Here is a 20946-nt window from a genome sequence, read left to right as displayed (position 1 = left end):
GAACCCCCTCCCCTAGCCCCTCCCCCTGCCGGGGAGGGGGATTCTGGAGTTCGCTTGCGACTCAATCCGCAATCTGAAATCTAGAATCGCTAGGCTTCCTTCATGCTCATCAAGAATTCGGCGTTGCTGCCGGTCTTGAGGAGCCGCTTGGTGAGCATGTCCATCGCATCGGCCGGGGCCAGCTCGTTGATGACCCGACGCAGCAGGCAGACCCGGCGGTACTCCTCGGGGTCCATCAGCATCTCCTCCCGCCGGGTGCCGGAGCGGTTGATGTCGATGGCCGGCCAGATCCGCTTGTCGACCAACGCCCGGTCCAGCATGATCTCCTGGTTGCCGGTCCCCTTGAACTCCTCGAAGATCACCTCGTCCATCCGGCTGCCGGTGTCGACCAGCGCGGTCGCGACAATCGTCAGCGAGCCCCCCTCTTCGACCTTGCGGGCCGAGCCGAAGAACCGCTTGGGACGCTGCATCGCGTTGGCGTCGATGCCGCCGGACAGCACCTTGCCGCTCGACGGGCACTCGGAGTTCCACGCCCGGGCCAGCCGGGTGATGCTGTCCAGGAAGATCACGACGTCCTTGCCGTACTCGACCATCCGCTTGGCCTTCTCGATGACCATCTCGCTGACCTGCACGTGGCGGGCGGCGGGCTCGTCGAAGGTGCTGCTGATGACCTCGCAGTTGGGGCCCTTAACCTCTCGCTCCATGTCCGTGACCTCTTCGGGCCGCTCGTCGATGAGCAGCATGATCACGTAGGCGTCCGGGTAGTTTGTGAGCACCGAACGGGCCATCTTCTGCATCAGGATCGTCTTGCCGGCGCGGGGCGGGCTGACGATCAGGCCACGCTGGCCGAACCCGATCGGCACGATCATGTCGACCACCCGCATATCAACCTCCTCGGGGGTGGTCTCCATGCGGATCCGCTCGCCCGGGTGGCACGCCGTCAGGTCGTCGAACGAGACCTTCCGCGACAGCATGTTCGGGTCCTCGTCGTTGATGGTCTCGACCCGCAGCAGGGCGAAGTACCGCTCGTTCTCCTTGGGCGGGCGGATGGCGCCGGCCACCGTGTTGCCGTTGCGGAGGTTGAACCGCCGGATCTGGCTCGGCGACACGTAGATGTCGTCCGGGCAGGAAAGGTAGTGGTAGTCCGGGCTGCGGAGGAAGCCGAACCCGTCCGGCAGGATCTCTAGGGTCCCCTCGCCGAACATCAGGCCGTTGAGCCGGACGCGCGACTTCAGGATCTTGAAGATCAGCTCCTGCTTCTTCAGGCCGGCGCAGTCCTCAATGCCCTCTCCCTTGGCGATCTCGATCAGGGACGGCATGGTCTGCTTCTGCAGCTCGGCAACGTGGATGTTGCTGTCGAGCTCCTTGGCTTTACCCAGGGCCGGGCCGGCGCGGCGGACCCGCTCGGCGGCCTTGTCGAGTTCTTCGGCCAGCGACAGCGGTTCTTCGCGGTCGAGGCGGCGGAGCAGCTCTTGGTCGATGTAGCGGCTGTTGTCGCTGCCGCCGCTAGAAGTTCGGTTGGGGCGGCGGTGATGGGGCGGGCGCACGCCGTTGCGTGATCCGCGATTGCTCGCGTCAGCCATGATGAATTTTCACTCCTGAACAGGACGAGTGGAGGGGTGGCCGAGGTGTGAGACCGTGGGCCGGTAGGTGGGGGGAGGGATCGAGGGCGCCCAAGCTGCTTATCGCCCGCCGCCAGGCCAGAACAGGCCCGCACGATCAGTTCGCTTGGGAACTCTCAGATAGCTCTAGTATGACAAAAATAGTCGCGATGGGGATGCTTATTTTTGCGATTGTTCTAAACGAAGGGGTTACGGATCCCCTCAAGCGGGTCACCGAATCGGTCGGCCAGCGTTCGTCAGCCCGCTAACCGGGGGGCTATCTCTCGACTCCAGAGCTCAGCGATCTCACGCTCGAGGGTCGCGAGGTCGGCGTCGTTGCTGATCACCAGGTCCGCACGCGACCGTTTTCGGTCTATCGGCAGCTGTGCCTGCTCTCGTTGACTCAACTCAGCGGAGTCCCAGCCGCGTGTGGAAGTCCTATCCGACCGTGCGGATTGGGGGGCATCGACAAACAGGACGAGGTCGCAGTCGTCGGCCCAGCCGGCCTCGATCAGCAGCGGGATGTCGAGCACCGCCACCCGGCCGCCCGTCGCCGCGTAGTCGCGCAGGGCTTGCTTCAGCAGCTCGCGGACCCGCGGGTGGACGATCCCCTCGAGGAAGCGCCGCTCGGCGGTTGCCTCCGGCGATTCGCCGAATACCCGTTGGGCGACCTGCCGGCGGTCGAGCTTCCCCGCGGGGGTCAGGATCGCGTCGCCCCACCGCTTGGCAAGCTCGGCGAGCACCTCCGGCTCGGCCAGCACCTGGTGGGCAAACTGGTCTGCGTCGAGCACCTGGGCGCCGTGCTCGGCCAGCAGCCGGCCGACGGTCGATTTTCCACTGGCGATCCCGCCGATGAGTCCTAGGGTGAGCACGTTCGCGGTAGGGTTCCTGGTTGGTTGCTGGGGGCCCCGGCCCGCGGGGGGCGGGCGGCCGACCGTTTTGTCCGAAATATCGATCGGAGGGGACAAAACCGGCGGCTGTGAGGCAGCCCGGTTGTAGTAAGGTACTTGCCAGTAAGGCTTTTCGAAGGTTGTTTCGCTAGGGCCGCTGGGGTTTTGTCCCGTTTCGTCCCGTTTTGTCTCCGGCCAGACGCCCCTCGAGCCTTGGAACCTCCGCCCCTCATTGGACGCTCGACGCTGTCGTGTAATCGGACCCAATGAGGCCGAGTGGGTGCGTGATCCAGTGATTCGGGCTACCCCCATTTGACCGCGCAGAGCGGTAATTTTCAGCTCAGAAGTGGCCCGGTTTTTGAGATTCTTGGGCGCCCCGCTGCGGGGCGGCCTAGCGCGCCGGCGCCCACAGAAACGCGACCATCAACGCGCCCGCCGCAAGGCCCGTCATCGCTAACACGCGGACTGTCGAATTCAGCCGTCGCCACCTCAGCAGGACCGCCACGCTGCCGGCGCCGCCGAAGACCGCCAGCACGATCGCAGCGATTGCCGGCCCTTGGTGCTCGGTTGCCGGCGGCAGCACGCGGTAGACCACGGCCAGGAGAATTGCCCAGCTCAGCAGCGAGCAGGCAGCGGCCAGAATGGCGCCGAGCAGCAGCCGCGTTAGGGTGCGCGGGGGTATCCAGAAGCGCCGAGGCTGGTGATTGGTAGGGGTTCTCGTCCCTACTCACGAATTGGCGCCCAGCTTGTGCATTGGGATGGGTACGCGACGGGCGACCCTTTTTACCCGACCAACGCCGCCTCGATCGCCAAACCGGGCCCGAAGCCGAGCATCACCGTCGGCCCAGGGCCGTTCGAGCGGAGCAGCTCGCGGAGCACGAACAGCACGGTCGGCGACGACATGTTGCCGTACTTGCTGAGCGTCGCCCGCGAGGCGGCCAGGGCGCTGGGCGGGAGCTTGAGGGTCGACTCGCACGCCTCCAGGATCTTCGGCCCGCCGGGGTGCACCGCCCAGTTACGGACGGTCTCGACCGTGAGGTCGTGGCGACCGAGCCACTGCTCCATGCAGGCGGGCAGCGTTTGATCGATCAGCGTCGGGACCTCGGGAGAGAGGGTCATCTCGAAGCCGTGGTCGCCGATGTTCCAGGTCATCGCGTCCGCCGAGTCCGGCGCGACGTGCGACCAGTTGTCGCGGACCGCCAGGCCGTCTTCGCCCGCATCGGCGCCGCGGACCACCAGGGCGGCGGCGCCGTCGGCGAACAGCGAGTTCGAGACAATCCGCTGCGGCGTCCAGTCGTACTGGTAGTGCAGGCTGCAGAGCTCGACCGCCACCAGCAGCACGCACGCCGAGGGGTCGGCGTCGGCCATCATGCGGGCGACACGCAGGCCGTTCAGTGCGCCGTGGCAGCCCATGAACCCGACGTGCGTACGGCCCACCTGGGCGTCCATCGGGAGGCCCTGGATCAGCGACACGTCGAAGCCCGGCGCGTAGAAGCCGCTGCACGAAACGGTCACCAGCTGAGTCACCTGCCCCGGCTCAACGCCGGCGTCGGCCAGGGCCTCGCTGGCGGCCTGGTGGGCCAGCGTGCTGGCGTACGCCCTGTACGACTCCATCCGTTCGGCGGTCGACGGGCCGTTGCGGTACTCTTCGCTCGCCGGGGAATAGTAGGACTGCTGCACCGGCTCGCCCGCCTGGGAAGAGGCCTCCAGCAGCACGCTGTGCCGCGACATGATGCCGGCGTTCGAGTAGACGCGCGCGGCGAAGTTGCGCTGGCCGTTGCTTGCAAGTGAGGTCGCCAGGGCGTGCTGCGTGGCGTCGTCTTGGGTGACCCAGTGCTCGGGGAGAGCGAGGCCGATTCCGTTTATCGTGGCGCCCATGCGGCGTAATCCTTGCGGTGCGACGAAGTGGAGCTGATACGTTTGGCGGTGTGAGCGCCGAGAGCGGGCCAGTACTCCAGCAACCGCAAAGTGAGGTGCGTCATGCGGGGACGGCGGAGCAGCCAGGCGAGGCGTGAGCAAGCGCGTTGGCGTGTACGCACCGACGCAGTGTAGGTGGTTTGCCAGGATTCCGCCATCCTTGGGCGCCAGTCGTTGCCGGATTGCGCGAGCAGGTCCGCCGCTAGCACGCTCCCTTCCAGCGCTGCGGCCATCCCCTCGCCAGTGAACGGTTCCACGTAACCGGCGGCGTCGCCGACCAGCAGCAGGCGGTGGTCGGCAACTCGCCCCACCCGCTGAGACAGCGGCTTGGTGCCACGCCACGCGGCCTCTTCCAGCGCCGGCTCGTCTGCCACGCGCGCCTCGCGGAGCACGGCCCGCAGCGTGTCGGCCGGCCCGTTGCCCGTGGCGATTGCCCCACGGTCGACCGCGGCGGCGATGCTGACTCGGCCCGCTTCGCAGAGCGAAAACCCGACGTAACCGCTACGCCCTACCACCATCTGCAAGGCGGCAGCTGGGTCCAGCGACTTGAGCGACCCGGCCGGGACAATCGCACCCAGCCCCAGCCGGGAGTTGCTGGACACCGCCGGCATCAAGCCCGGCAGTTCGGCGAGTGACGGCCGGCCGAGCCCGTCGCAGGCGATCACGACCCGCGCCCGGACCGTCTCGGGGTTCTCTGCCCGCGGGCCGCCGAGGCGAACCTCGCGGTAGTCGTCCTGCGCCGCGGCGGCGACCCGGGCGCGGACGCCGTGCTGGAAGGTGACGCCGGCGCCAACGGCCCGCTCCACCAGCAGCTGGTCGACCGTCTCGCGGGTGGCAGCCAGCCCCGCGGGGATAGGGAGTTGCACGCTCCGCCCGTGCGCGTGCAGCCGCATCTGATCGTAGGGGCGTGCGCCGGCCGATTCGAGCAGGTCGCCGAGGCCGATCTGACGGAAGGCGTCGATGGCCCGTTCGTTGAGGCAGCCGCCACAAACCTTGCCGCGCGGGAACTCCTTGGCTTCGACGAGCAGCACCCGCTTGCCCCAGCGGGCGAGCTGGTAACTGGTCGCCGCGCCGGCCAACCCGGCGCCGATCACGACGGCGTCCCAGATCTCGGCGGCGTGCCCTTCGCTCATCAGGCCTCCCAGGTTAGCAGGTACCGCTGCGGCCAGTGGAGCTTGCACCGCGCGCCCGGCAGGCCCGCCTCGGCCGCCAACGCGACCGCCTCTTCCGGCGTGAAGGCGCCCCGCACTGACACCGGCCCGTCGTTGTGAACGATCGTGCTGCGCGACAGTATCCTGCAGCCGGTCCAGGCGAGCCAGTAGCCGATCCGCGAGCGGATCAGGTCGTCGACCAGCACGGCCGCCTCCGCCGCTGCCGCCATCTGACGGAACAGGGCAACCCCCTGCGACTCGGTCATGTGGTGCAGGAACAAGGTGCACAGCACTACATCGTAGCGGTGGGGGAACGGGGCGGCGAGCGCGTCGTGGACATAAAAACGTGTACCGGTTTGGCCGGCTCGGTCGGCGAGCTGCTGGGCCTGCTCGACCGCCGCCGGGCTGATGTCGCAGCCGTCGACTTCCAGCCGTACGCCGCCGGCAAGCGGCCGGGCGGCAAGCGACCGCGCCATGTCGCCGCTGCCGCACGCCACGTCGAGCACCCGTAGCTCTGTCAGCGACCGGTGGGCGGCGATGCGCGACAGCTCGCGACGCAGGTAGCTAGCGGTGCGGCTCCAGGTGTTGATCCGCCGCAGTCCGGCGTAGGCCGCTTGGTGCAACGATTCGTCGAGTGCGGGGTCGTCCAGCAGCTCGGGCGTCAGGACTCGTTGCATCGGCAGCAGCTTCACTCAGAGAGGATGGTCGGTGGGGATCGGTTAACTGTCAGGCAGGGGCAGGCAAACGTCAACCCAATCGGGGGGCCTTGGGCCGGGTCTCCGCGGCTAGCACTCGGCCCAGTTATCGCCGCTTCCGATGTCGACCCGCAGTGGGACGAGCAGCGACATCACGCCCTCCATCTCTTGCTGCACGAGCTGGCTGAGCTGCTCGAGCTCAGACTCGGGGGCGTCGAAGACCAGCTCGTCGTGGATCTGCAGGATCAGCTTTGACTGCAGCTTCTCCTCACGCATGCGGCGGAAAACGGCGAGCATCGCAAGCTTGATCAGGTCGGCCGCGGTGCCCTGAATGACGGTGTTAACCGCGGTCCGCTCGGGCAGGTTGAGCTGCAGCGGCGCGGGCCGGTCGTCGAACAGCCGGTCCTTGGGGGGCTCGATCTTCCGCACGCCGGCGATCGCCCGGCGGCGGCCGAGCAGCGTCTCGACGTAGCCCTGCTCGCGGCAGGCGTCGAGCGTCTGGTGCATGAACTCGCCAACGCCCGGGTAGCGGGCGAAGTACTCGTCGATAAAGCGGGCGGCCTCGTCCTTGGGGATCCCGAGCGACTTGGCGAGCCCGAACGCGCTCTGCCCGTAGATGATGCCGAAGTTGACCGCCTTGGCTCCGCGGCGCATTTCGCTGGTGACCTCCTCCAGTGGCACGTCGTTCACCTGGCTGGCGACCAGGGTGTGGATGTCCTGCTCCTCGCGGAAAGCGCGGCAGAGGGTCTCGTCTTCGGTGAAGTGGGCCAGCACCCGCAGCTCGATCTGCGAGTAGTCGGCGGTGAGCAGCTTCCAGCCCGGCTCGCCGGCGGTGAACGCCGAGCGGATCTCCTTGCCCTCGGCGGTGCGGATCGGGATGTTCTGCAGGTTGGGGTCGCTGCAGCTAAGCCGGCCCGTGGCCGCGACCACCTGGTTGAACGAGCAGTGGACCCGGCCGGTTTCTTCGTTGATCAGCTCCGGCAGCGCGTCGACGTACGTCCCCTTGAGCTTGGCGTACTGGCGGTGCTCGACGATCAGCCGCGGCAGCGGGTGCATCTCGGCGAGCTGCTCGAGGACGCTGGCGTCGGTGCTGGGGCCGGTCTTGGTCTTCTTGAGCACCGGCAGCCGCTGCTCCTGGAACAGCACCTCGGCCAGCTGCTTGGGCGAGGCGATGTTGAACGGGTGGCCCGCGATCTCCTCGATCTCCTCCGCCAGCTCCTGCAGCCGGTCGGCAAACCGTGTGCTGAGCTCGCCCAGCCGGTCCCGGTCGACGCGGACGCCGTTCCACTCCATCTCGGCGAGCACCTCGATCAACGGCGCCTCGACGTCGTCGTTCAGGGTGACCAACTCGGCGTGGTCTAGTCGTTCCTCCAGGATCGGCTGCAGGCGGAGCGGCACGTCGGCGTCCTCGGCGGCGTAGTGCCCCACCTTGGCGACCGGCACCTCGTCCATCCGCTTCTGGTTCTTCCCCTTGCCGATCAGCTCCTCGATCTTGACGTTCGTGTGGCCGAGGTAGCGTTTGGCCAGGTGGTCGAGGTTGTGCGTCCGCTCGCCCGCGTCGAGCAGGTAGCTGGCGACCATCGTGTCGAAGCGGATGCCAGCAAGGTTGACGCCGGCGCCGCGGAGGACGATGGCGTCGTACTTGAGGTTCTGGCCCAGCTTGGGGACCTCTGGGTCCTCGAGCACCGGCCGCAGCAGGTCGAGCGCCGCCTGCTCGTCGAGCACCGTGTCGCCCGCCGGGCCGCGGACCGGCAGGTAGTACGCCTGGCCGGGCGCCGTGGCCAGGCTGATCCCGACCAGCTTGGCGGCCCGCGGGTTGATGGCGGTGGTCTCGGTGTCGATCGACAGCCACTCCGCCTCGCGGAGCTCAGGGATCAGCCCCTCGAGCGCGGCGAGCGAATCGACAATCTGGTAGTCGCCCGAGAGTTCTTCCTGCGGCTCGGCGGAGTCTCCGTCGAGCTCGGCGGCGCGGTCGGCCAGGCTGCGGAATCCAAAGTCGGCAAACAGCTCGGCCAGCCGCTCCTGGTCCCGGCCGCCGACCCGGGACGCCGGCCAATCGACTTCAATCGGCACGTTGTTGTCGAGCCGCACCAGGTCGCGGGACAGCATCGCCTGGTCGCGGTGGTTGCGGAGGTTCTCTTGGGTCTTCTTGCCGCGGGCCTGCTCGGGCTGGGCCAGGATCTGCTCGAGGGTGCCGAGCTCGGTCAGCAGCGTGCTGGCCGTTTTGGGGCCAATCAGCGGGACGCCGGGCACGTTGTCGATCTTGTCTCCGACCAGCGCCTGGAAGTCGACCACCTGGTCGGGACGGATGGCCCAGTCACCGAACAGGGCTGTGGCGTCGTAGACCTGGTCTTTGCGGATGTTGTAGACCGAGACATGCCGGGTAATGAGCTGGCGGCAGTCCTTGTCGCCGGTCACCAGCAGGCAGCGCGCGCCCGCCTCGTCGCACTGGCGGGCGAGCGTGGCGAGGACGTCGTCGGCCTCGAAGCTGGGGACGCTGAGCACCGGGATCCCGAGCGCCGTGACGACCTCGTGGATCTTGGGGATCTGCGAGCGGAGCTCGTCGGGCATGCTGCCGCGGTCGCCTTTGTAGGCCTCGTAGAGAGCGTGGCGGAAGGTGTCGCCGGGCGGGTCGAACGCACAAATGAGTGCGGTTGGCCGTTTTTCGTGCAACAAATAGAGCAGGTCTCGCGTAAATCCAAAGACGGCGTTAACCGGCTCGCCCCTTGGGCTGGTCATCTCTGGAATCGCGTGAAACACCTGAAAAATCAGGCTGTGCGCGTCAATGACGTACACGGTCCAGTCGGGCCCGGGGGCTCCTGCGCCGGCATCCGTGTCGGTGGGCCCAGTTTCGGGCGAGGGGAGGAGATGCTCGTCGGTCGCCATCAATTTGCTGGTCGGTGTCGCTGATCCGTGACGCGGTTGGCAGGGCGACGGGGCCCGGCAGAGGACCGCGGTCGACCGGCCGCAGCGGTTGTGGCGGTCGGCCGGCCGCTCGCGGACCGTCTGTGCCGGTTATAGCCCGTTCGTTGACAGGCGCTAAGCCTCTAATTATTTTGCACTTATGCCAATTCGGGCAGGTTGTTCCGGAGGGCGGACCTTTTGACGGTTGCCGACCTCGCGGAGGAAGCTGTTGCCCGAGCGGGCTATCGGAACAGCAGAGTACAAACCAGTTGAGTACGGAACAGCGACCGTCGCCCAAGCGCCCAAGCTAGCGACGACCCCCAAACGCACCCGACCCGCCTTCTCGCCGCGACAGCACGACCCGTTGTCGCCGTAACGCGTCCTAAGAGGTAGATGCATGGCTGCTCGCCAAGATCAAACGCTGCAGATTGTCACCATTATCGTGTCCGGCCTGGCCGTGGTGTTCTTCGCCCTCGCGGCGTGGAAGTGGTCGCAAGTCGACGCGCTGCGTCAAGAAGCCGCCGCCGCCGCGCAGAGCGAAAGCAGCACCAAGGGCGCGCTGAACACCAAGCAGAACGAGGTGGACGCCTTCAAGGAGATGATGGGCTACAAGCAGGCCGACAACCTGACCGACGTGCAGGCGCAGTTCGAGAAGGACATGCAGAACTACGGCGGCACCTTCGCCGAGACCGACCGCAAGTACCGCGTCATCCTCGAGACCCTCGCCGCCGAGATCCAGAACAGCGCCGAGCAGGAGAGCCAAGCCAAGAAGCGGCTCGAAGAGGCCGAGGCCGAGTACGCCGCCAAGCTCGCCCAGAAGGACGGGCAGATCACCGAGTTCAAGAAGAAGTTTGACGAGGACGCCGCCGAGACCGCCAAGCTCCGCAGCGAGTTCGCCGAGTCGCGGGCCGCGTTCGAGAACAAGGTGAAGGAGCTCGAGCAGACCCTCGCCAACAGCCGCTCCGCCTACGCCAAGCAGCTCGACGACAGCAAGCAGCAGCTCACCAGCACGCAGGAGACCCTCGAGAGGAAGGACGCCAGCCTCACCAAGCTGATGGAGGAGCGCAAGCAGGAAGACCCCAGCTTCGAGGTGGCCGACGGCCGCATCACCTGGGTCAACCAGCGTAACCGCACGGTCTGGATCAACCTCGGCGAGGCCGACTCGCTCCGCCCGCAGGTCACCTTTAGCGTCTACGAGCAGGACCTGGCCGACGCCGGCCGCAGCGACAAAAAGGGCAGCATCGAGGTGGTCCGCCTGCTCGACGACCACCTGGCCGAGGCCCGCATCACCGGCGACGACATCCGCGAGCCGATCATGCCGGGCGACCACATCTACAGCCCGGTTTGGCACGAGGGCAAGCAGATCCACTACGCCCTGACCGGCGACATCGACCTCGACAGCGACGGCGCCAACGACATGGACACCGCCAAAGACCTGATCCGCATGAACGGCGGCGTGGTCGACATGGTGCTGGAGTCGAACGGCGAGGTGACCGGCGAGATGTCGGTCGAGACCCGCTACCTCGTGATTGGCGATTTCCCGCGGAGCGGCGCCGCCAACGCCGCCGCCAAGCGGAAGGGCTACGCCGACATGGAGAAGGAGGCCGCCACCTACGGTGTCGAGACCATCACGCTGCAGGAGTTCCTGAACCAGATGGGCTATAAGCCGCTCGACAGCACGACCGACCTGAAGGGCGGCACCAAGTCCGGCGCGAAGAGCCGCTTCCGCCAGCGGTCGGCCTACGTGCCCATCGGCGCCTAGCGGGGCTTCATGGCTAGTGCGGGCTCAGCTCCGCGAAGAGCTTCTTCTGCAGCTGCTTGAACGCCACGGGCATCGCCTCGGCATCGGGCGGCAGCGGCGACGCGCGGAACGCGTCGGGGCGGACAAACACCTCGGCCGGCTGACGCAGGCCGAGTCCCTCGCCCATCTCACGCAGCAGCTTGCGTTCCCAGCGGTTCAGCCGGTGTGCGCGGCAGAGGTCGTTGAACAGCCGCCGCGGGTTGGGGCGCTTCAACCGGCCCTCCTGCCAGCGGGCCGCCACGCGCAGCAGCCAGATCAGCAGCCCCGCACCGACCACCACGGCGAGCAGCGTCAGCAGCTCCTCGGTCTGCAGTTCGGCGGCCTCGCCGCTGAAGCGGTCGCCCATCCGTTCCCAGTTGGCTCGCTGAGCGAGGATGAGAGCATTCAAAGGGGAAACTCCTGCTGCATGTCCGAAACCAGCCCCGACGCGAGGTCGATCGGCGGGAGCGGTCCGAGGGCCTGATCCGCGGCCTCGCGGACCGTGCTGTTCTTGTCCTTGAGGGCGGCGGTGAGTGCTTTGCGGGCGGCCTCGTTCTTGGCTCCGCCCAGCGCCCTGGCCGCGGCCGCACGGATGGCCGGATCGTCGTCGCTGATGTGTTCGAGCAGCGCCTCGGAGAGCTGGTCCCCGATGCCCAGCGCGCCGGCGACTTCGAGCGTCCGCAGCCGCTGCTTGGGCGAGGCGGTCGACAGGTCCCGCCGCACGGCGGCCGCGCACTTGGGGTCGGCCTTGCCGACCAGCCGCCCCTGCACCTGCCGGGCCGGCTCTTCGAGCAGGTCGAACCGCTCGCAGAAGGCGCGGTAGTTGTGCTCCGGCAGGCTCGACTGGGCCGCCCCCTGGGCCGCCTTCTGCACGGACTCGTGCTGGTGGTCCAGCAGCGATATGAGCTTCTCGGTCGAGCCGTCGATGCCGCGGTTGCGGAGCTGCGTCGTGGCGGCGGCGACCACTGCGTTTTCGGGGTCGGTCAGTGCGCGGGAGATAAGCGACGAAGCGACCCGCGAGTTGAGCCCGCCAATCACGTGGCAGGCGCTGACCCGGCCCTCGACCTTGCCCGACTCGAGCATCGCCTCACAGAGGGCGGACAAGCGGCGCTTGCTCATCGAGGTCGCCGCCAGCAGCTTGAGCGCGGTCGCCTGCTGCGGGCCGGTCAGCTGCATCAAGGTTGGCTGGTGCTGCGGCTCTCCCCAGGCGAAGCCGGCCAGGCCGCGGGCAGACTCGAGCGCCCGCAGCGGCGGCTGCTCGCCGAGGTCGGTGAGCAGGTACTCGACAAACGCTCGGTCGGTGCGCGAGGTTAGCACGCCGATCAACGGCGCCGGCGGGTGCTCCTGCAGCAACGCCGCGCACACCACGTGCATGGCGCCGGGCGCGGTGCTGTTGGCCAGTGATTCTAGCATCGGCTGGTGCGCCGCGTGGGTCGGGTCGGTCAGCACCCGGCGGAGCACCAAATCGTCGGGCACGACCAGGAGCAGGAACGCCTCGACCAGCTCGAGGTGCCCGTGCTTGCCGAACAGGTCGACCGCCCGGATCAACGCGTTGAGCGCCGCCCGGCGGGGGAACGCGGGGTCCTGGACCGGCCCGTCGGGCGCAACTTGATCGGGCGTGTAGATCCGTTCGGAGAGCAGCTTGGCCAGGTGCAGCGCGGTTGTCGCGAGTCCGAGGCCGTACGGGTGGTCGGGCCTGCTGGACTGCTCGGCGAGGGTCGGCAGCACGTAGGCGTCGCCGGCGTCGTGCGCGTAGCGGGCGGCCCGTTTGCAGAGGTGCAGGTCGTCCCCCTTGATGGCGGACAGAACGCCGGGCCTCAGCCGCAGCGCGGCGTCCGGCGTGGAGACGGCCCGCTGCACGTCGGGCGGGGTCTCGGCGAGGGCCAGCAGCAGCGTGTGCACCGACGCGGAACCCCGCCGCCGAGACAACGCCCGGGCGGCGGCCTCGCGCATGACCGGCTCGTCCGACCGCAGCCCCGCGTCCAGCACCTCGATGGCGGCCGGGTTGGCGGTCCTGGTCAGAAGGCGGAGTGTTCTTTCGATGCCGCGGGTGGTGGCCATGCGTAGCGGTTGGGTAAGCGGCGCTGGTGAGCGCGCAGCGGCGCTCCGACCAGTAGCATCGGCCGGCAGTCGCCGCGGTTGCGACACAAACGCCGGCCGTTACGGTTATGACGGTCGAGTTGCGTCGCCGGGCCGATCGGGCGAAGATGCACAGACAGCGTCGGCGGACAACCCGCCGCCGCGCCGACTAAGCAGAGGTGAAGCGATGCCGTCCAACCGCCCCGCCCCGCAGGTCCTCGACGAGGAGTTTCTGATCATCCGCGCAAAGGTGCTCGAGGTCGCCGCGGCGCTCGACCGGCTCGACCGCGGCGCCGGCGAACTGGCCGCCGAGCCCCGCCACGCCAAGCTGCGGCAGGCGATCGAGCTGCTGCTGGACGATCAGCCGGGCCGCGCCGAGCGGCTGCAGCTGCTGTTCAGCCGTGAGTACGAGCCCGACTGGCGGGCCGCGATGGGGGTAGGACGGGAGGACGGGGAGTAACCACATGGACTACATCGACCCCCACATCCACATGGTCAGCCGCACCACAGACGACTACCGCACGCTCGCCCAGATGGGCTGCGTCGCGGTGAGCGAGCCGGCGTTCTGGGCCGGCTACGACCGCGGCAGCGTCGACGGTTTCCGCGACTATTTCGAGCAGCTCACCGGTTTCGAGCCAAAGAGAGCCGGCTGGTACGGCCTGCAGCACTACACTTGGCTCTGCATCAACGCCAAGGAGGCCGAGGACGTCGCGCTGTCTCGCGAGGTCATCGCGATGATCCCCGAGTTCTTGGGGCGGCCGGGCGTGCTGGGGATCGGCGAGATCGGCCTCAACAAGAACACCAGGAACGAGGCCACCGTGTTCCTCGAGCACGTCGACCTGGCGACCCGCACCGACGAGCTGATCCTGATCCACACGCCGCACCTGGAGGACAAGCACCAGGGGACGCGGATGATCCTCGACATGCTCACCGGCGACAGTCGCATCAACCGCGGCCGTGTGCTGATCGATCACGTCGAAGAGCACACCATCCGCCCGGTCCGCGAGGCCGGCTTCTGGGCCGGCATGACCCTCTACCCGACCTCCAAGTGCACGCCCGAGCGGGCGTGCGACATGGTCGAGATGTACGGCCCCGACCAGCTGATGGTCAATTCCGCCGGCGACTGGGGCCCGTCCAAGCCAACCGCCGTGCCCGACTTCATCCTTGAGATGCGTCGCCGCGGCCACGAAGAGTCGCTGATCCGCAGGGTGGTGTATGAGAACCCCCTGGAGTTCTTTGGGCAGTGCGAGCGGTTCGAGTTCACGCCCCGGTAACGGCGGCGGAGTGCATCGCCGTTTTTCCCGAACGGCCGTGCCGCAGGCGGAAGCGTGCTCGCGGCAAAGCCGAGCTCAAACACCACTCCGCGCCGAATGAGGAGGGCGGGGATTTGAGTGTTAAGCCATCACGCCCACGCCGGATTTGGTGGGAACCAGGCAATTCCGGGAATTGTGAGCGGGCGCGGGCGTTTCGCTTCATCGCTGCGACTTCGCTGGTTGGAGCACGTGGTTCGTCAAAACCTGCCCGATTTCCCGCCCGGCGTGTTAGATCGCAAGTCTCACTTGGGTGCTTGGCGTTGCCTCACCCACTACCACCGGTGAGTTAAATCGGCCAGCGATTACTCGCTCGACGGCACGACGCGGGTGATTAGGCCGTGCGTTCCACCAACGACGAAACTGCCGTCAGTCGCGGCACAGACGCTGTAAATCCAGCCGTCGACGCCGTGGCAGGTTTGATCGACTTGCACTGTCGCCGGGTTGATAATACGCAACTTGCCATCCGCGCAACCAGCGGCAAGCCGGGTCCCGTCGCGGCTCCAAGCCAGGCAAGTCGGTTCGACCGGCGACCTTGCGAACTTCACCAATCGGCCGATGGTGGGCTGCCACAGCCGGACTGTCTTGTCGACGCTCGCCGAGGCAAGCAGCGGAAGCGGCCGTTGGACCGGGCACAGGGCAAGAGCGCACACGGCGCCGGTGTGATTGTCGAGTTTGCGGATTGGTTGTGGCGACTCGACTTGAGGCAAGTCTGCTGGCCAAACCCTCAACACCTGATCGACACCGGCCGTAACGAATAGATTATTCTCCCGCAAAGCTTCGACACTTAACACGCTCCGCGAATGGCCGTCGATCGCCACGACTTGTTCCGCGGTCTCCCCACTAAGTTTCCAAACAATGCATCTGCTATCGGCGCCGGCGGTCACGAAACGATCGTCCGCGAGCCAGGCGACAGAATCAATCGAATCATCGTGCGAGATGCTCTTGGCGACGACTTCGAGCGCTGGCCAAGAGACGATCTGCCATTCGCCGTACTCGCTTGGTGCACCGCCGCCGACGAGCAGCCGACTGCTATCTGGCGAGAAGGCTAGATCGTGAATGCTGCGAATTTCGAGATCTCGCCTGGCGACCGGTTGTAGTTCGGGCCATCGACGGATTTCGATGCCCGACTGCGAACCGGCGACGAGCCGCGTCTCATGAGGCGCGAACGCTAATGCTGTGACAGGCGATTGTGCCCGAGCAGGAGTGCAAGTCAGCGTAAGGGCGACGATCAGAGATACTGCGAGACTCGAATTTGCGGGGACGGACATAGAGTTCTCTACCCCACCAGTTCTTTGAGCGGGGTTCCGTCGTGGCTGACCTGCACGGGGCGACCGTCGGAGGTGTAGAGCGTGTGCTGCGGATCGATACCAAGCAGTTGATAGATGGTGGCGGCCAGATCGGCTGGGGTGACCGGTCGTTCAATGGGGCTCTCGCCCATGCTGTCACTGGCGCCGATGACCTGCCCGCCGGGGATTCCAGCCCCTGCCAGCATCACACTAAAGACGCGCGGCCAATGGTCGCGGCCGGCTTGCGTATTCAGCTTCGGGGTCCGCCCGAACTCGCCCATCACCACCACCAGTGTGTCGTCGAGCAAACGCCGCTCGTGCAGATCGGTAATCAGCGCCGAGTAGGCCATGTCGAGGGCGGGCACGAGGCCAACCGGAACTTTCGCGCCTGTGTAGCCTTCCTTGAGTCGCGTGACGAGGTCGTTGTGGGTATCCCACCCCCGGTTGTTGACAGTGACAAACGGCACGCCGGCTTCGACGAGCCGCCGGGCTAGCAGGCAGCACTGGCCGATCGATCGGTCGCCGTAGCGACGTTTCGTACCGGGGCTCTCGTCCGCCAGATTGAAGGCCCGCTTGGCGGCGGGGGAGGTCATCAGTCGATAGGCTTGCTCGAACGCGGGATCGGAAGGCGCGGCGGTTTCGGCGGCGTGCTGCGCACCGTTGAGCCGGTCGAGGTAGCGACGGCGTTGTTCGAGCCGCTCGTCGACGATGCCGGGGAACATCTCGAGATCGCGGACACGGAAGTCCGGCTTGGCCGGGTCGCCACCCACTTCGAAGGGAGCGACCCCCCCTGGCAAATAGCCGGGGGCGACAAACTTGCCACCACCCACACGCATGTCGGGGATGGCGACGTGCGCCGGGATATCGCCGATTTGGGGCTGGAGGTGCGACACCACCGACCCGATCGCGGGGTAGTTGAGCGCGGGGGTGGGCTTGAAGCCGGTCAGGAGATAGTGTGTGCCGAAGTTGTGCTCGCCGAGCGGCGAGGTCATCGAGCGAATGACCACCGAATGCTGCATGGCCGCCGCCGTGCGTGGCATGAGTTCGCTGACGTGGATGCCCGGAACCGAGGTGGCGATGGAGCCAAACGGCCCACGGACTTCTCGGCTGGCTTCCGGCTTCGGGTCGAGAGTCTCGAGATGGCTGGGCCCGCCATCGAGCCAGATCAGAATGCACGATTTGGCGCGTGCAGTTGTCGCTGCAGCGGCAGACCGCGTGCAGTAGCTCGCGAGTCCGAGCCCCATGGACGCCAGTCCGCCGACCTGCAGGAAGTCGCGGCGCCCCAAGCCGCGGGACGACGCTCGGACTCTAGTTGTTCGTGGAGAATTCATGGCAATTCAGCAGTGCCCAGAGAAAGTCTTCGAGCCGCGTGGCTCGCAGTTGTTCGTTGTCAGTCGAGTCGACCTGCTCAACCCAGCTGGCTAGCTCGGCGTCGGTCGGTAACCGTTGGAGCGCGCGTAGGTAAAACTCTCGGACGATCTGGTCTGTCGAGCTCTCCAACTGCAATAGTAAGGCGAGTCGACCATCGGGGTCTTGGATTTTCTTGTTCAAGAGATCGCCATTCATCAAGTGCAATTGAGCGGCGACTCCCCGGGTAGCGATTTGCTCGCCTTGGCACGCTTCGCCTGGCAGGCATTGGTCAAGGAATTCGAGCTTGGGGGCGGAGACGGTTCGATCGACCACGTTGATGGCCCGCGTGGCGCCGGCGTAGTTGTCGGGCACACCGGTCACGTCGCTGATCGCATCGGCGAGCACCTCGGCCGAAAGCGGTTTTGGAAGCGAATACGAGTAGAATCGGTCGTCTGCCGAGCTGGTATCGCCGGTGTGGCGACCTCGCTGGTAAGCAGCCGAATTGCAGATATTGCGGATGAGCGGCCGGAGCCGATAACCTCCCGTGGCGAAGTCGTCGGCCAGGCGATCGAGAAGCTGGGGGTGGGTGGGCGGATTGGTCGACCGCAAATCATCAACCGGCGTCACGAGGCCGCGCCCCATCAGCGCCTCCCAAACTCGCCCCGACATGGCTCTGGCAAAATAGGGGTTGTCGCGACTGATCAGCCAATCAGCGAAGGCTCCGCGGGAGTCGCCCTCGCGAGTCAAGAAACCTTCGCCCGGCAACTTTGCGACCGCGGCATCGCCGGTGCGGGGGTGGGTGACTTCACCCCCCGGACGGAATCGCACCACCTGCCCCCGTTCGAGCCCGGCGAACACTGCCGCGAGGCCGTGGTAGTCGTCCTGCGTCCAGAGGTCCAGCGGATGGTTGTGGCAGTTCGCACAGCGGAGGCGAACGCCCATCAGCGTTTCGCTCATGTACTCCGCCTCCTCCCGGGCAGTCGGAAAGAACCGATGGACGGTCGCCGCTCCGACGCGATGCGAGTCGCCGGTTGAAAGGACGATCTCGCGGGCGATATGGTCCCATCCGACGCCATCGGCAACCTGCCCCCGCAGCCAATCGTAGAGGGCTCCGGCCGCTTGTGTGTCGGCGCCCGGCGTTTGCACCCGTAGCTGCGTCGCCAGGCGATGCGTCCAGTAGTCGATAAACTCGTCAGAGCCGAGCAACTCGTCGATAAGCTCTGCTCGCTTGTTTGGGTTGCTATCGGCCAAGAACTTCTCGACAACCTCAGGCGCCTGCAGGCGGCCGGTGAGGTCGAGCGAGACCCGGCGCAGGAATTCGCTGTCGCTGGCAGTCGCAGCCGGAGCGAGGCGGAGGGACGCCAGCTTGGCATTGATCTCGTCGTCGATCCAATTGCTCCGCGACGATTCTGGCAATTCTGGCACGGTCGTGCCGAGCGGTGAAACGATCGTCACGGCCCGCACCTGATCGGCAAATCGGACGATCACCGTTTGCTGCCCTGGCTTTCGCACGGCAACGCGCCCGGCCGGATCGACCTGTACCGCATCGTCGTCTTGGCTGACATAGACCGTGTCTGCCGTGACACGGCGTTCGCTCCGGTCGTCGAATTGGGCCAAGACGTGGAGCTGAAACTCCGCCGGCAACTGGTCCGTTTCAAAACTTGTTGGCGTGACAACGATACGCTTAAGCGTTCGCGACTCGCGACGCGTTGCGCCTTGCTTGATCCATCGCTCGATGGTTTGCGCGGTCTTGCCGCCAACTTCTAGCACCTCACCGCCGCCGTGGTCCAGCACGCCGGTTGGTTTGGCGAGCAGCAGGCTGTCGGCCGGCGACGGGTAGTCGATCCGCCTGGCTTCAAACTCATGGGCTATCGAGCGGTGGTCGAATTCCGGGTCCCCGCCAAAAAGCGAGAGGCGAAAGCCGGCTTGGCCGGCCGAGCTGCCGTGACAACTGGCGGCGTTGCAGCCCGCCTTAGAGAGCAGGGGGAGGACCTCCGTATCGAAATCAATCGCCTCGGCGGCCACGGCGGCCACGGCGGTGACGCAAGTGCAGGCGAGTACGAGGATGGAAGCGGCGTGGTGCATAGCTACCCGTTGTCGCCAGTCGATGCTTCGGTCGACTCGTCTGCCGACTCTGCGGGGGGGGACTCGCCACGCGGTTCTTCGGCGGCAGGTTGGCCGCTGGGAGCATACTGCGTGGCCCACTTCTTGAGGTACTCCTGAGCCTTGTCCGTGCCATACTCGGTGAGCCGCGGGCCTTCGGTGATCTGTTTTGATGCTCTGTGCACACGTTCCTTGAACCAGGGGGTAGAAGCGGCGAATTCCTCCACCGCCTTCGCTGCAGCCACAACGTCGTTGGGCGTCGCCGTTTTTTGAATCACTGGAGCCATGTACTGGCGATACAACGCGTCGCGCTCGGGGACCTGCTGCCGGCGAGCCATTCCCATCCGCTGCTCATCGAAACCCATCTCTTTCAGCGTTGGCGCCTCGGCGCCGCCCAGGACTTTTGCAATCTCGTAGCCGATCTTTGGGGCGTCGGCCTGGATGCTGGGTTGAACCAAGGGGAAGTTCGCTGTCACCACGCCTTTGGAGGCCACCAGCACAGTGAGCGTTATCTTGCGGTTCAGTCCGTAGGCGCCGGGGCCCTCGATACCTTCGGTCGAAATGCTCGGCTCGACCCCGCGGGGAAGCGCGCGGCGGGCCCGCTGCAAGAAGGCCTTCGTGTCTGTTGGGTCTGCGGTTAGGAAGACCAGTCGGGACTGGAGTCCTGTTGTCTGCTTGGTCGCCGCGTACTCCATCAGTAATCGCGTGAGACCAATCGAGGGGCGAGTGACTTGGTGGACGAACACCAGCAGCACCGGCCCGTCCATGGCGCCGTCGAGCACCGCGACCTTTTCTGCCTCACCGAAGGCTGGCAGCGCTTCGAAAGGGGGGAGCTCTTCGCCCACCTGTGGCCCCGAAAACAACTGCGCGAACTCATCCGCCGCGTCGGCCGCGGACGTCGCAAGGAGGAGGGGCAAACACGCTAGCGTAAGTCGCCATAACATAGTCATCGCCGGACCTCAAGAAGAACAGGGACTCAGCCGAAGATACGCCAGTTATTGTATCAACCCTGGCCGAAAGACAACGCGTCGAAGAATCGAGCCGACGCAGGGTAGATCGATCGGGACCCGAACCGCCGAAACGCCCCCCCCACGAAATCATGGCGTTTTTGGCAGCCGCTAGCCACCGACCGCCGCGACCTGGAAGTCAGCCGGGGCGCCACGAGTAGCGGCAAACGCATTCGTTTGTCGCGACGATCTGGTCCCGGAAAGGTCGACTGTCAGGGCTGGATTCGGCGCCAAGTGACACCACGTTCCCCCCAAAACGGCTTCGACCAAGACCACCGTGCCCGACTCTATCCTCGCGATGCGCCGCCGCGGGCGCGAGCGGTCGCTGATCCGGGGGTGGGGTACGAGATCCCCCTGGAGTTCTTCGGCCAGTGCGAGCGGTTTGAGTCCAAGCCGCGGCGAACGGTGGCTGAGTGTGTCGCCATTTATCCGAAACGGCGAAATGCTGATGCCCTCAGAGCGACTGAAGACTGCGGGCTAGTCGAGTTCGAGCGTTGCGCCGCCGATTTCCAGTGTCGCACCTGACCAGGTGGTTGATAGCGACACGTTCTCGCCCGGCCGGACGACGTGCTTGCTTCGGACTCCGTCGACGTCGATCGAATAGGTGTCGGGTATATCCGTCGCGTGGAACTCGATCTCGTAGCCTGCAATACTGATCCTCGTAAGGCTCTTGAGCTCGCCGACCCCGAATCCTCCGAGACCCGCGACGATCTCGATTGGCATGCCATTCGGCAGACTTGCCGAACCGGTCACCCTGGCGGTCGCCAGCAAGAACCCGGAAACCCCGAGGAGGATCGCCAGTACCAGACATGCCAGTATTGGGGTTAGTCGAACTCTGCTGCGATGAGGCATTTGCCAAATCCTTGGAGG

General features: G+C 66.3%; 16 protein-coding genes. 3 read left to right on the top strand and 13 right to left on the bottom strand.

Annotation, left to right across the window (positions count from 1 at the left end):
- Positions 1–89: 89 nt before the first annotated feature.
- The 6 genes from rho to polA form a co-directional block, all read right to left on the bottom strand.
- Entirely contained in the window at positions 90–1583 is a 1494-nt protein-coding gene (gene rho / locus Pla123a_RS13800; RefSeq protein WP_146587891.1) for a transcription termination factor Rho, read from the bottom strand.
- Positions 1584–1858: 275 nt separating this feature from the next.
- Positions 1859–2473, bottom strand: coding sequence for a dephospho-CoA kinase (gene coaE / locus Pla123a_RS13795; protein WP_197527947.1), 615 nt, complete (start codon positions 2471–2473; stop codon positions 1859–1861).
- Between the two features lie 801 nt (positions 2474–3274).
- Positions 3275–4369, bottom strand: coding sequence for a type III polyketide synthase (locus Pla123a_RS13790; protein ID WP_146587887.1), 1095 nt, complete (start codon positions 4367–4369; stop codon positions 3275–3277).
- Entirely contained in the window at positions 4354–5541 is a 1188-nt protein-coding gene (locus Pla123a_RS13785; RefSeq protein WP_146587885.1) for an NAD(P)/FAD-dependent oxidoreductase, read from the bottom strand. The genes Pla123a_RS13790 and Pla123a_RS13785 overlap by 16 nt, the downstream gene beginning before the upstream one ends.
- The gene (locus tag Pla123a_RS13780) at positions 5541–6236 is read right to left on the bottom strand and encodes a methyltransferase domain-containing protein (RefSeq protein ID WP_146587883.1); all 696 of its coding nucleotides are present in this window, start codon (positions 6234–6236) and stop codon (positions 5541–5543) included. Before Pla123a_RS13780 ends, Pla123a_RS13785 begins: the two co-directional genes overlap by 1 nt.
- Before the next feature lie 108 nt (positions 6237–6344).
- Positions 6345–9140, bottom strand: coding sequence for a DNA polymerase I (polA, locus tag Pla123a_RS13775; RefSeq protein WP_146587881.1), 2796 nt, complete (start codon positions 9138–9140; stop codon positions 6345–6347).
- 415 nt (positions 9141–9555) lie between these two features.
- On the opposite strand from polA, the gene Pla123a_RS13770 reads away from it, so the two are divergent.
- Positions 9556–10920, top strand: a complete 1365-nt coding sequence (locus Pla123a_RS13770; RefSeq protein ID WP_146587879.1) for a hypothetical protein — start codon at positions 9556–9558, stop codon at positions 10918–10920.
- A gap of 13 nt (positions 10921–10933) precedes the next feature.
- Here the strand turns inward: Pla123a_RS13770 and Pla123a_RS13765 are convergent, their stop codons facing one another.
- Both Pla123a_RS13765 and Pla123a_RS13760 read right to left on the bottom strand, forming a co-directional pair.
- The gene (locus Pla123a_RS13765; protein WP_146587877.1) at positions 10934–11347 is read right to left on the bottom strand and encodes a hypothetical protein; all 414 of its coding nucleotides are present in this window, start codon (positions 11345–11347) and stop codon (positions 10934–10936) included.
- Entirely contained in the window at positions 11344–12999 is a 1656-nt protein-coding gene (locus tag Pla123a_RS13760) for a HEAT repeat domain-containing protein (RefSeq protein ID WP_146587875.1), read from the bottom strand. Before Pla123a_RS13760 ends, Pla123a_RS13765 begins: the two co-directional genes overlap by 4 nt.
- A 205-nt stretch (positions 13000–13204) precedes the next feature.
- Here Pla123a_RS13760 and Pla123a_RS13755 point away from each other — a divergent pair, with 205 nt between their 5' ends.
- On the top strand, positions 13205–13477 hold the full coding sequence (locus Pla123a_RS13755) for a hypothetical protein (protein ID WP_146587873.1): 273 nt from the start codon (positions 13205–13207) through the stop codon (positions 13475–13477).
- A 4-nt stretch (positions 13478–13481) separates the two neighbouring features.
- Positions 13482–14291, top strand: a complete 810-nt coding sequence (locus tag Pla123a_RS13750) for a TatD family hydrolase (RefSeq protein WP_146587871.1) — start codon at positions 13482–13484, stop codon at positions 14289–14291.
- Between the two features lie 341 nt (positions 14292–14632).
- Here Pla123a_RS13750 and Pla123a_RS13745 read toward each other — a convergent pair whose 3' ends face one another.
- The 5 genes from Pla123a_RS13745 to Pla123a_RS13725 all read right to left on the bottom strand — a co-directional run bounded on the left by Pla123a_RS13745 (position 14633) and on the right by Pla123a_RS13725 (position 20928).
- Entirely contained in the window at positions 14633–15598 is a 966-nt protein-coding gene (locus Pla123a_RS13745) for a WD40 repeat domain-containing protein (RefSeq protein ID WP_146587869.1), read from the bottom strand.
- A gap of 8 nt (positions 15599–15606) precedes the next feature.
- On the bottom strand, positions 15607–16860 hold the full coding sequence (locus Pla123a_RS13740) for a DUF1501 domain-containing protein (RefSeq protein ID WP_197527946.1): 1254 nt from the start codon (positions 16858–16860) through the stop codon (positions 15607–15609).
- A 64-nt stretch (positions 16861–16924) separates the two neighbouring features.
- Positions 16925–19051, bottom strand: a complete 2127-nt coding sequence (locus tag Pla123a_RS13735; RefSeq protein ID WP_146587865.1) for a DUF1553 domain-containing protein — start codon at positions 19049–19051, stop codon at positions 16925–16927.
- A gap of 2 nt (positions 19052–19053) precedes the next feature.
- Complete coding sequence (locus Pla123a_RS13730; protein ID WP_146587863.1) at positions 19054–19986, bottom strand: hypothetical protein; 933 nt, start codon at positions 19984–19986, stop codon at positions 19054–19056.
- A gap of 567 nt (positions 19987–20553) precedes the next feature.
- Positions 20554–20928, bottom strand: coding sequence for a hypothetical protein (locus tag Pla123a_RS13725; protein ID WP_146587861.1), 375 nt, complete (start codon positions 20926–20928; stop codon positions 20554–20556).
- Positions 20929–20946 lie beyond the last annotated feature (18 nt).

This window comes from Posidoniimonas polymericola, assembly GCF_007859935.1.
GTDB lineage: Bacteria > Planctomycetota > Planctomycetia > Pirellulales > Lacipirellulaceae > Posidoniimonas > Posidoniimonas polymericola.
The sequence above is the reverse complement of the archived record's forward strand: the minus strand, read 5'-3'. Positions and strand labels throughout refer to the sequence as shown.

Excerpts from the sequence above, each read along its gene's own strand:
- Pla123a_RS13735 (WP_146587865.1), bottom strand. The coding sequence starts at position 19,051 with ATGCACCACGCCGCTTCCATCCTCGTACTCGCCTGCACTTGCGTCACC.
- rho (WP_146587891.1), bottom strand. The coding sequence starts at position 1,583 with ATGGCTGACGCGAGCAATCGCGGATCACGCAACGGCGTGCGCCCGCCC.
- Pla123a_RS13725 (WP_146587861.1), bottom strand. The coding sequence starts at position 20,928 with ATGCCTCATCGCAGCAGAGTTCGACTAACCCCAATACTGGCATGTCTG.
- polA (WP_146587881.1), bottom strand. The coding sequence starts at position 9,140 with ATGGCGACCGACGAGCATCTCCTCCCCTCGCCCGAAACTGGGCCCACC.
- Pla123a_RS13760 (WP_146587875.1), bottom strand. The coding sequence starts at position 12,999 with ATGGCCACCACCCGCGGCATCGAAAGAACACTCCGCCTTCTGACCAGG.
- Pla123a_RS13790 (WP_146587887.1), bottom strand. The coding sequence starts at position 4,369 with ATGGGCGCCACGATAAACGGAATCGGCCTCGCTCTCCCCGAGCACTGG.
- Pla123a_RS13750 (WP_146587871.1), top strand. The coding sequence starts at position 13,482 with ATGGACTACATCGACCCCCACATCCACATGGTCAGCCGCACCACAGAC.
- Pla123a_RS13740 (WP_197527946.1), bottom strand. The coding sequence starts at position 16,860 with ATGGGGCTCGGACTCGCGAGCTACTGCACGCGGTCTGCCGCTGCAGCG.
- Pla123a_RS13745 (WP_146587869.1), bottom strand. The coding sequence starts at position 15,598 with ATGTCCGTCCCCGCAAATTCGAGTCTCGCAGTATCTCTGATCGTCGCC.
- Pla123a_RS13780 (WP_146587883.1), bottom strand. The coding sequence starts at position 6,236 with ATGCAACGAGTCCTGACGCCCGAGCTGCTGGACGACCCCGCACTCGAC.
- Pla123a_RS13755 (WP_146587873.1), top strand. The coding sequence starts at position 13,205 with ATGCCGTCCAACCGCCCCGCCCCGCAGGTCCTCGACGAGGAGTTTCTG.
- Pla123a_RS13770 (WP_146587879.1), top strand. The coding sequence starts at position 9,556 with ATGGCTGCTCGCCAAGATCAAACGCTGCAGATTGTCACCATTATCGTG.
- Pla123a_RS13785 (WP_146587885.1), bottom strand. The coding sequence starts at position 5,541 with ATGAGCGAAGGGCACGCCGCCGAGATCTGGGACGCCGTCGTGATCGGC.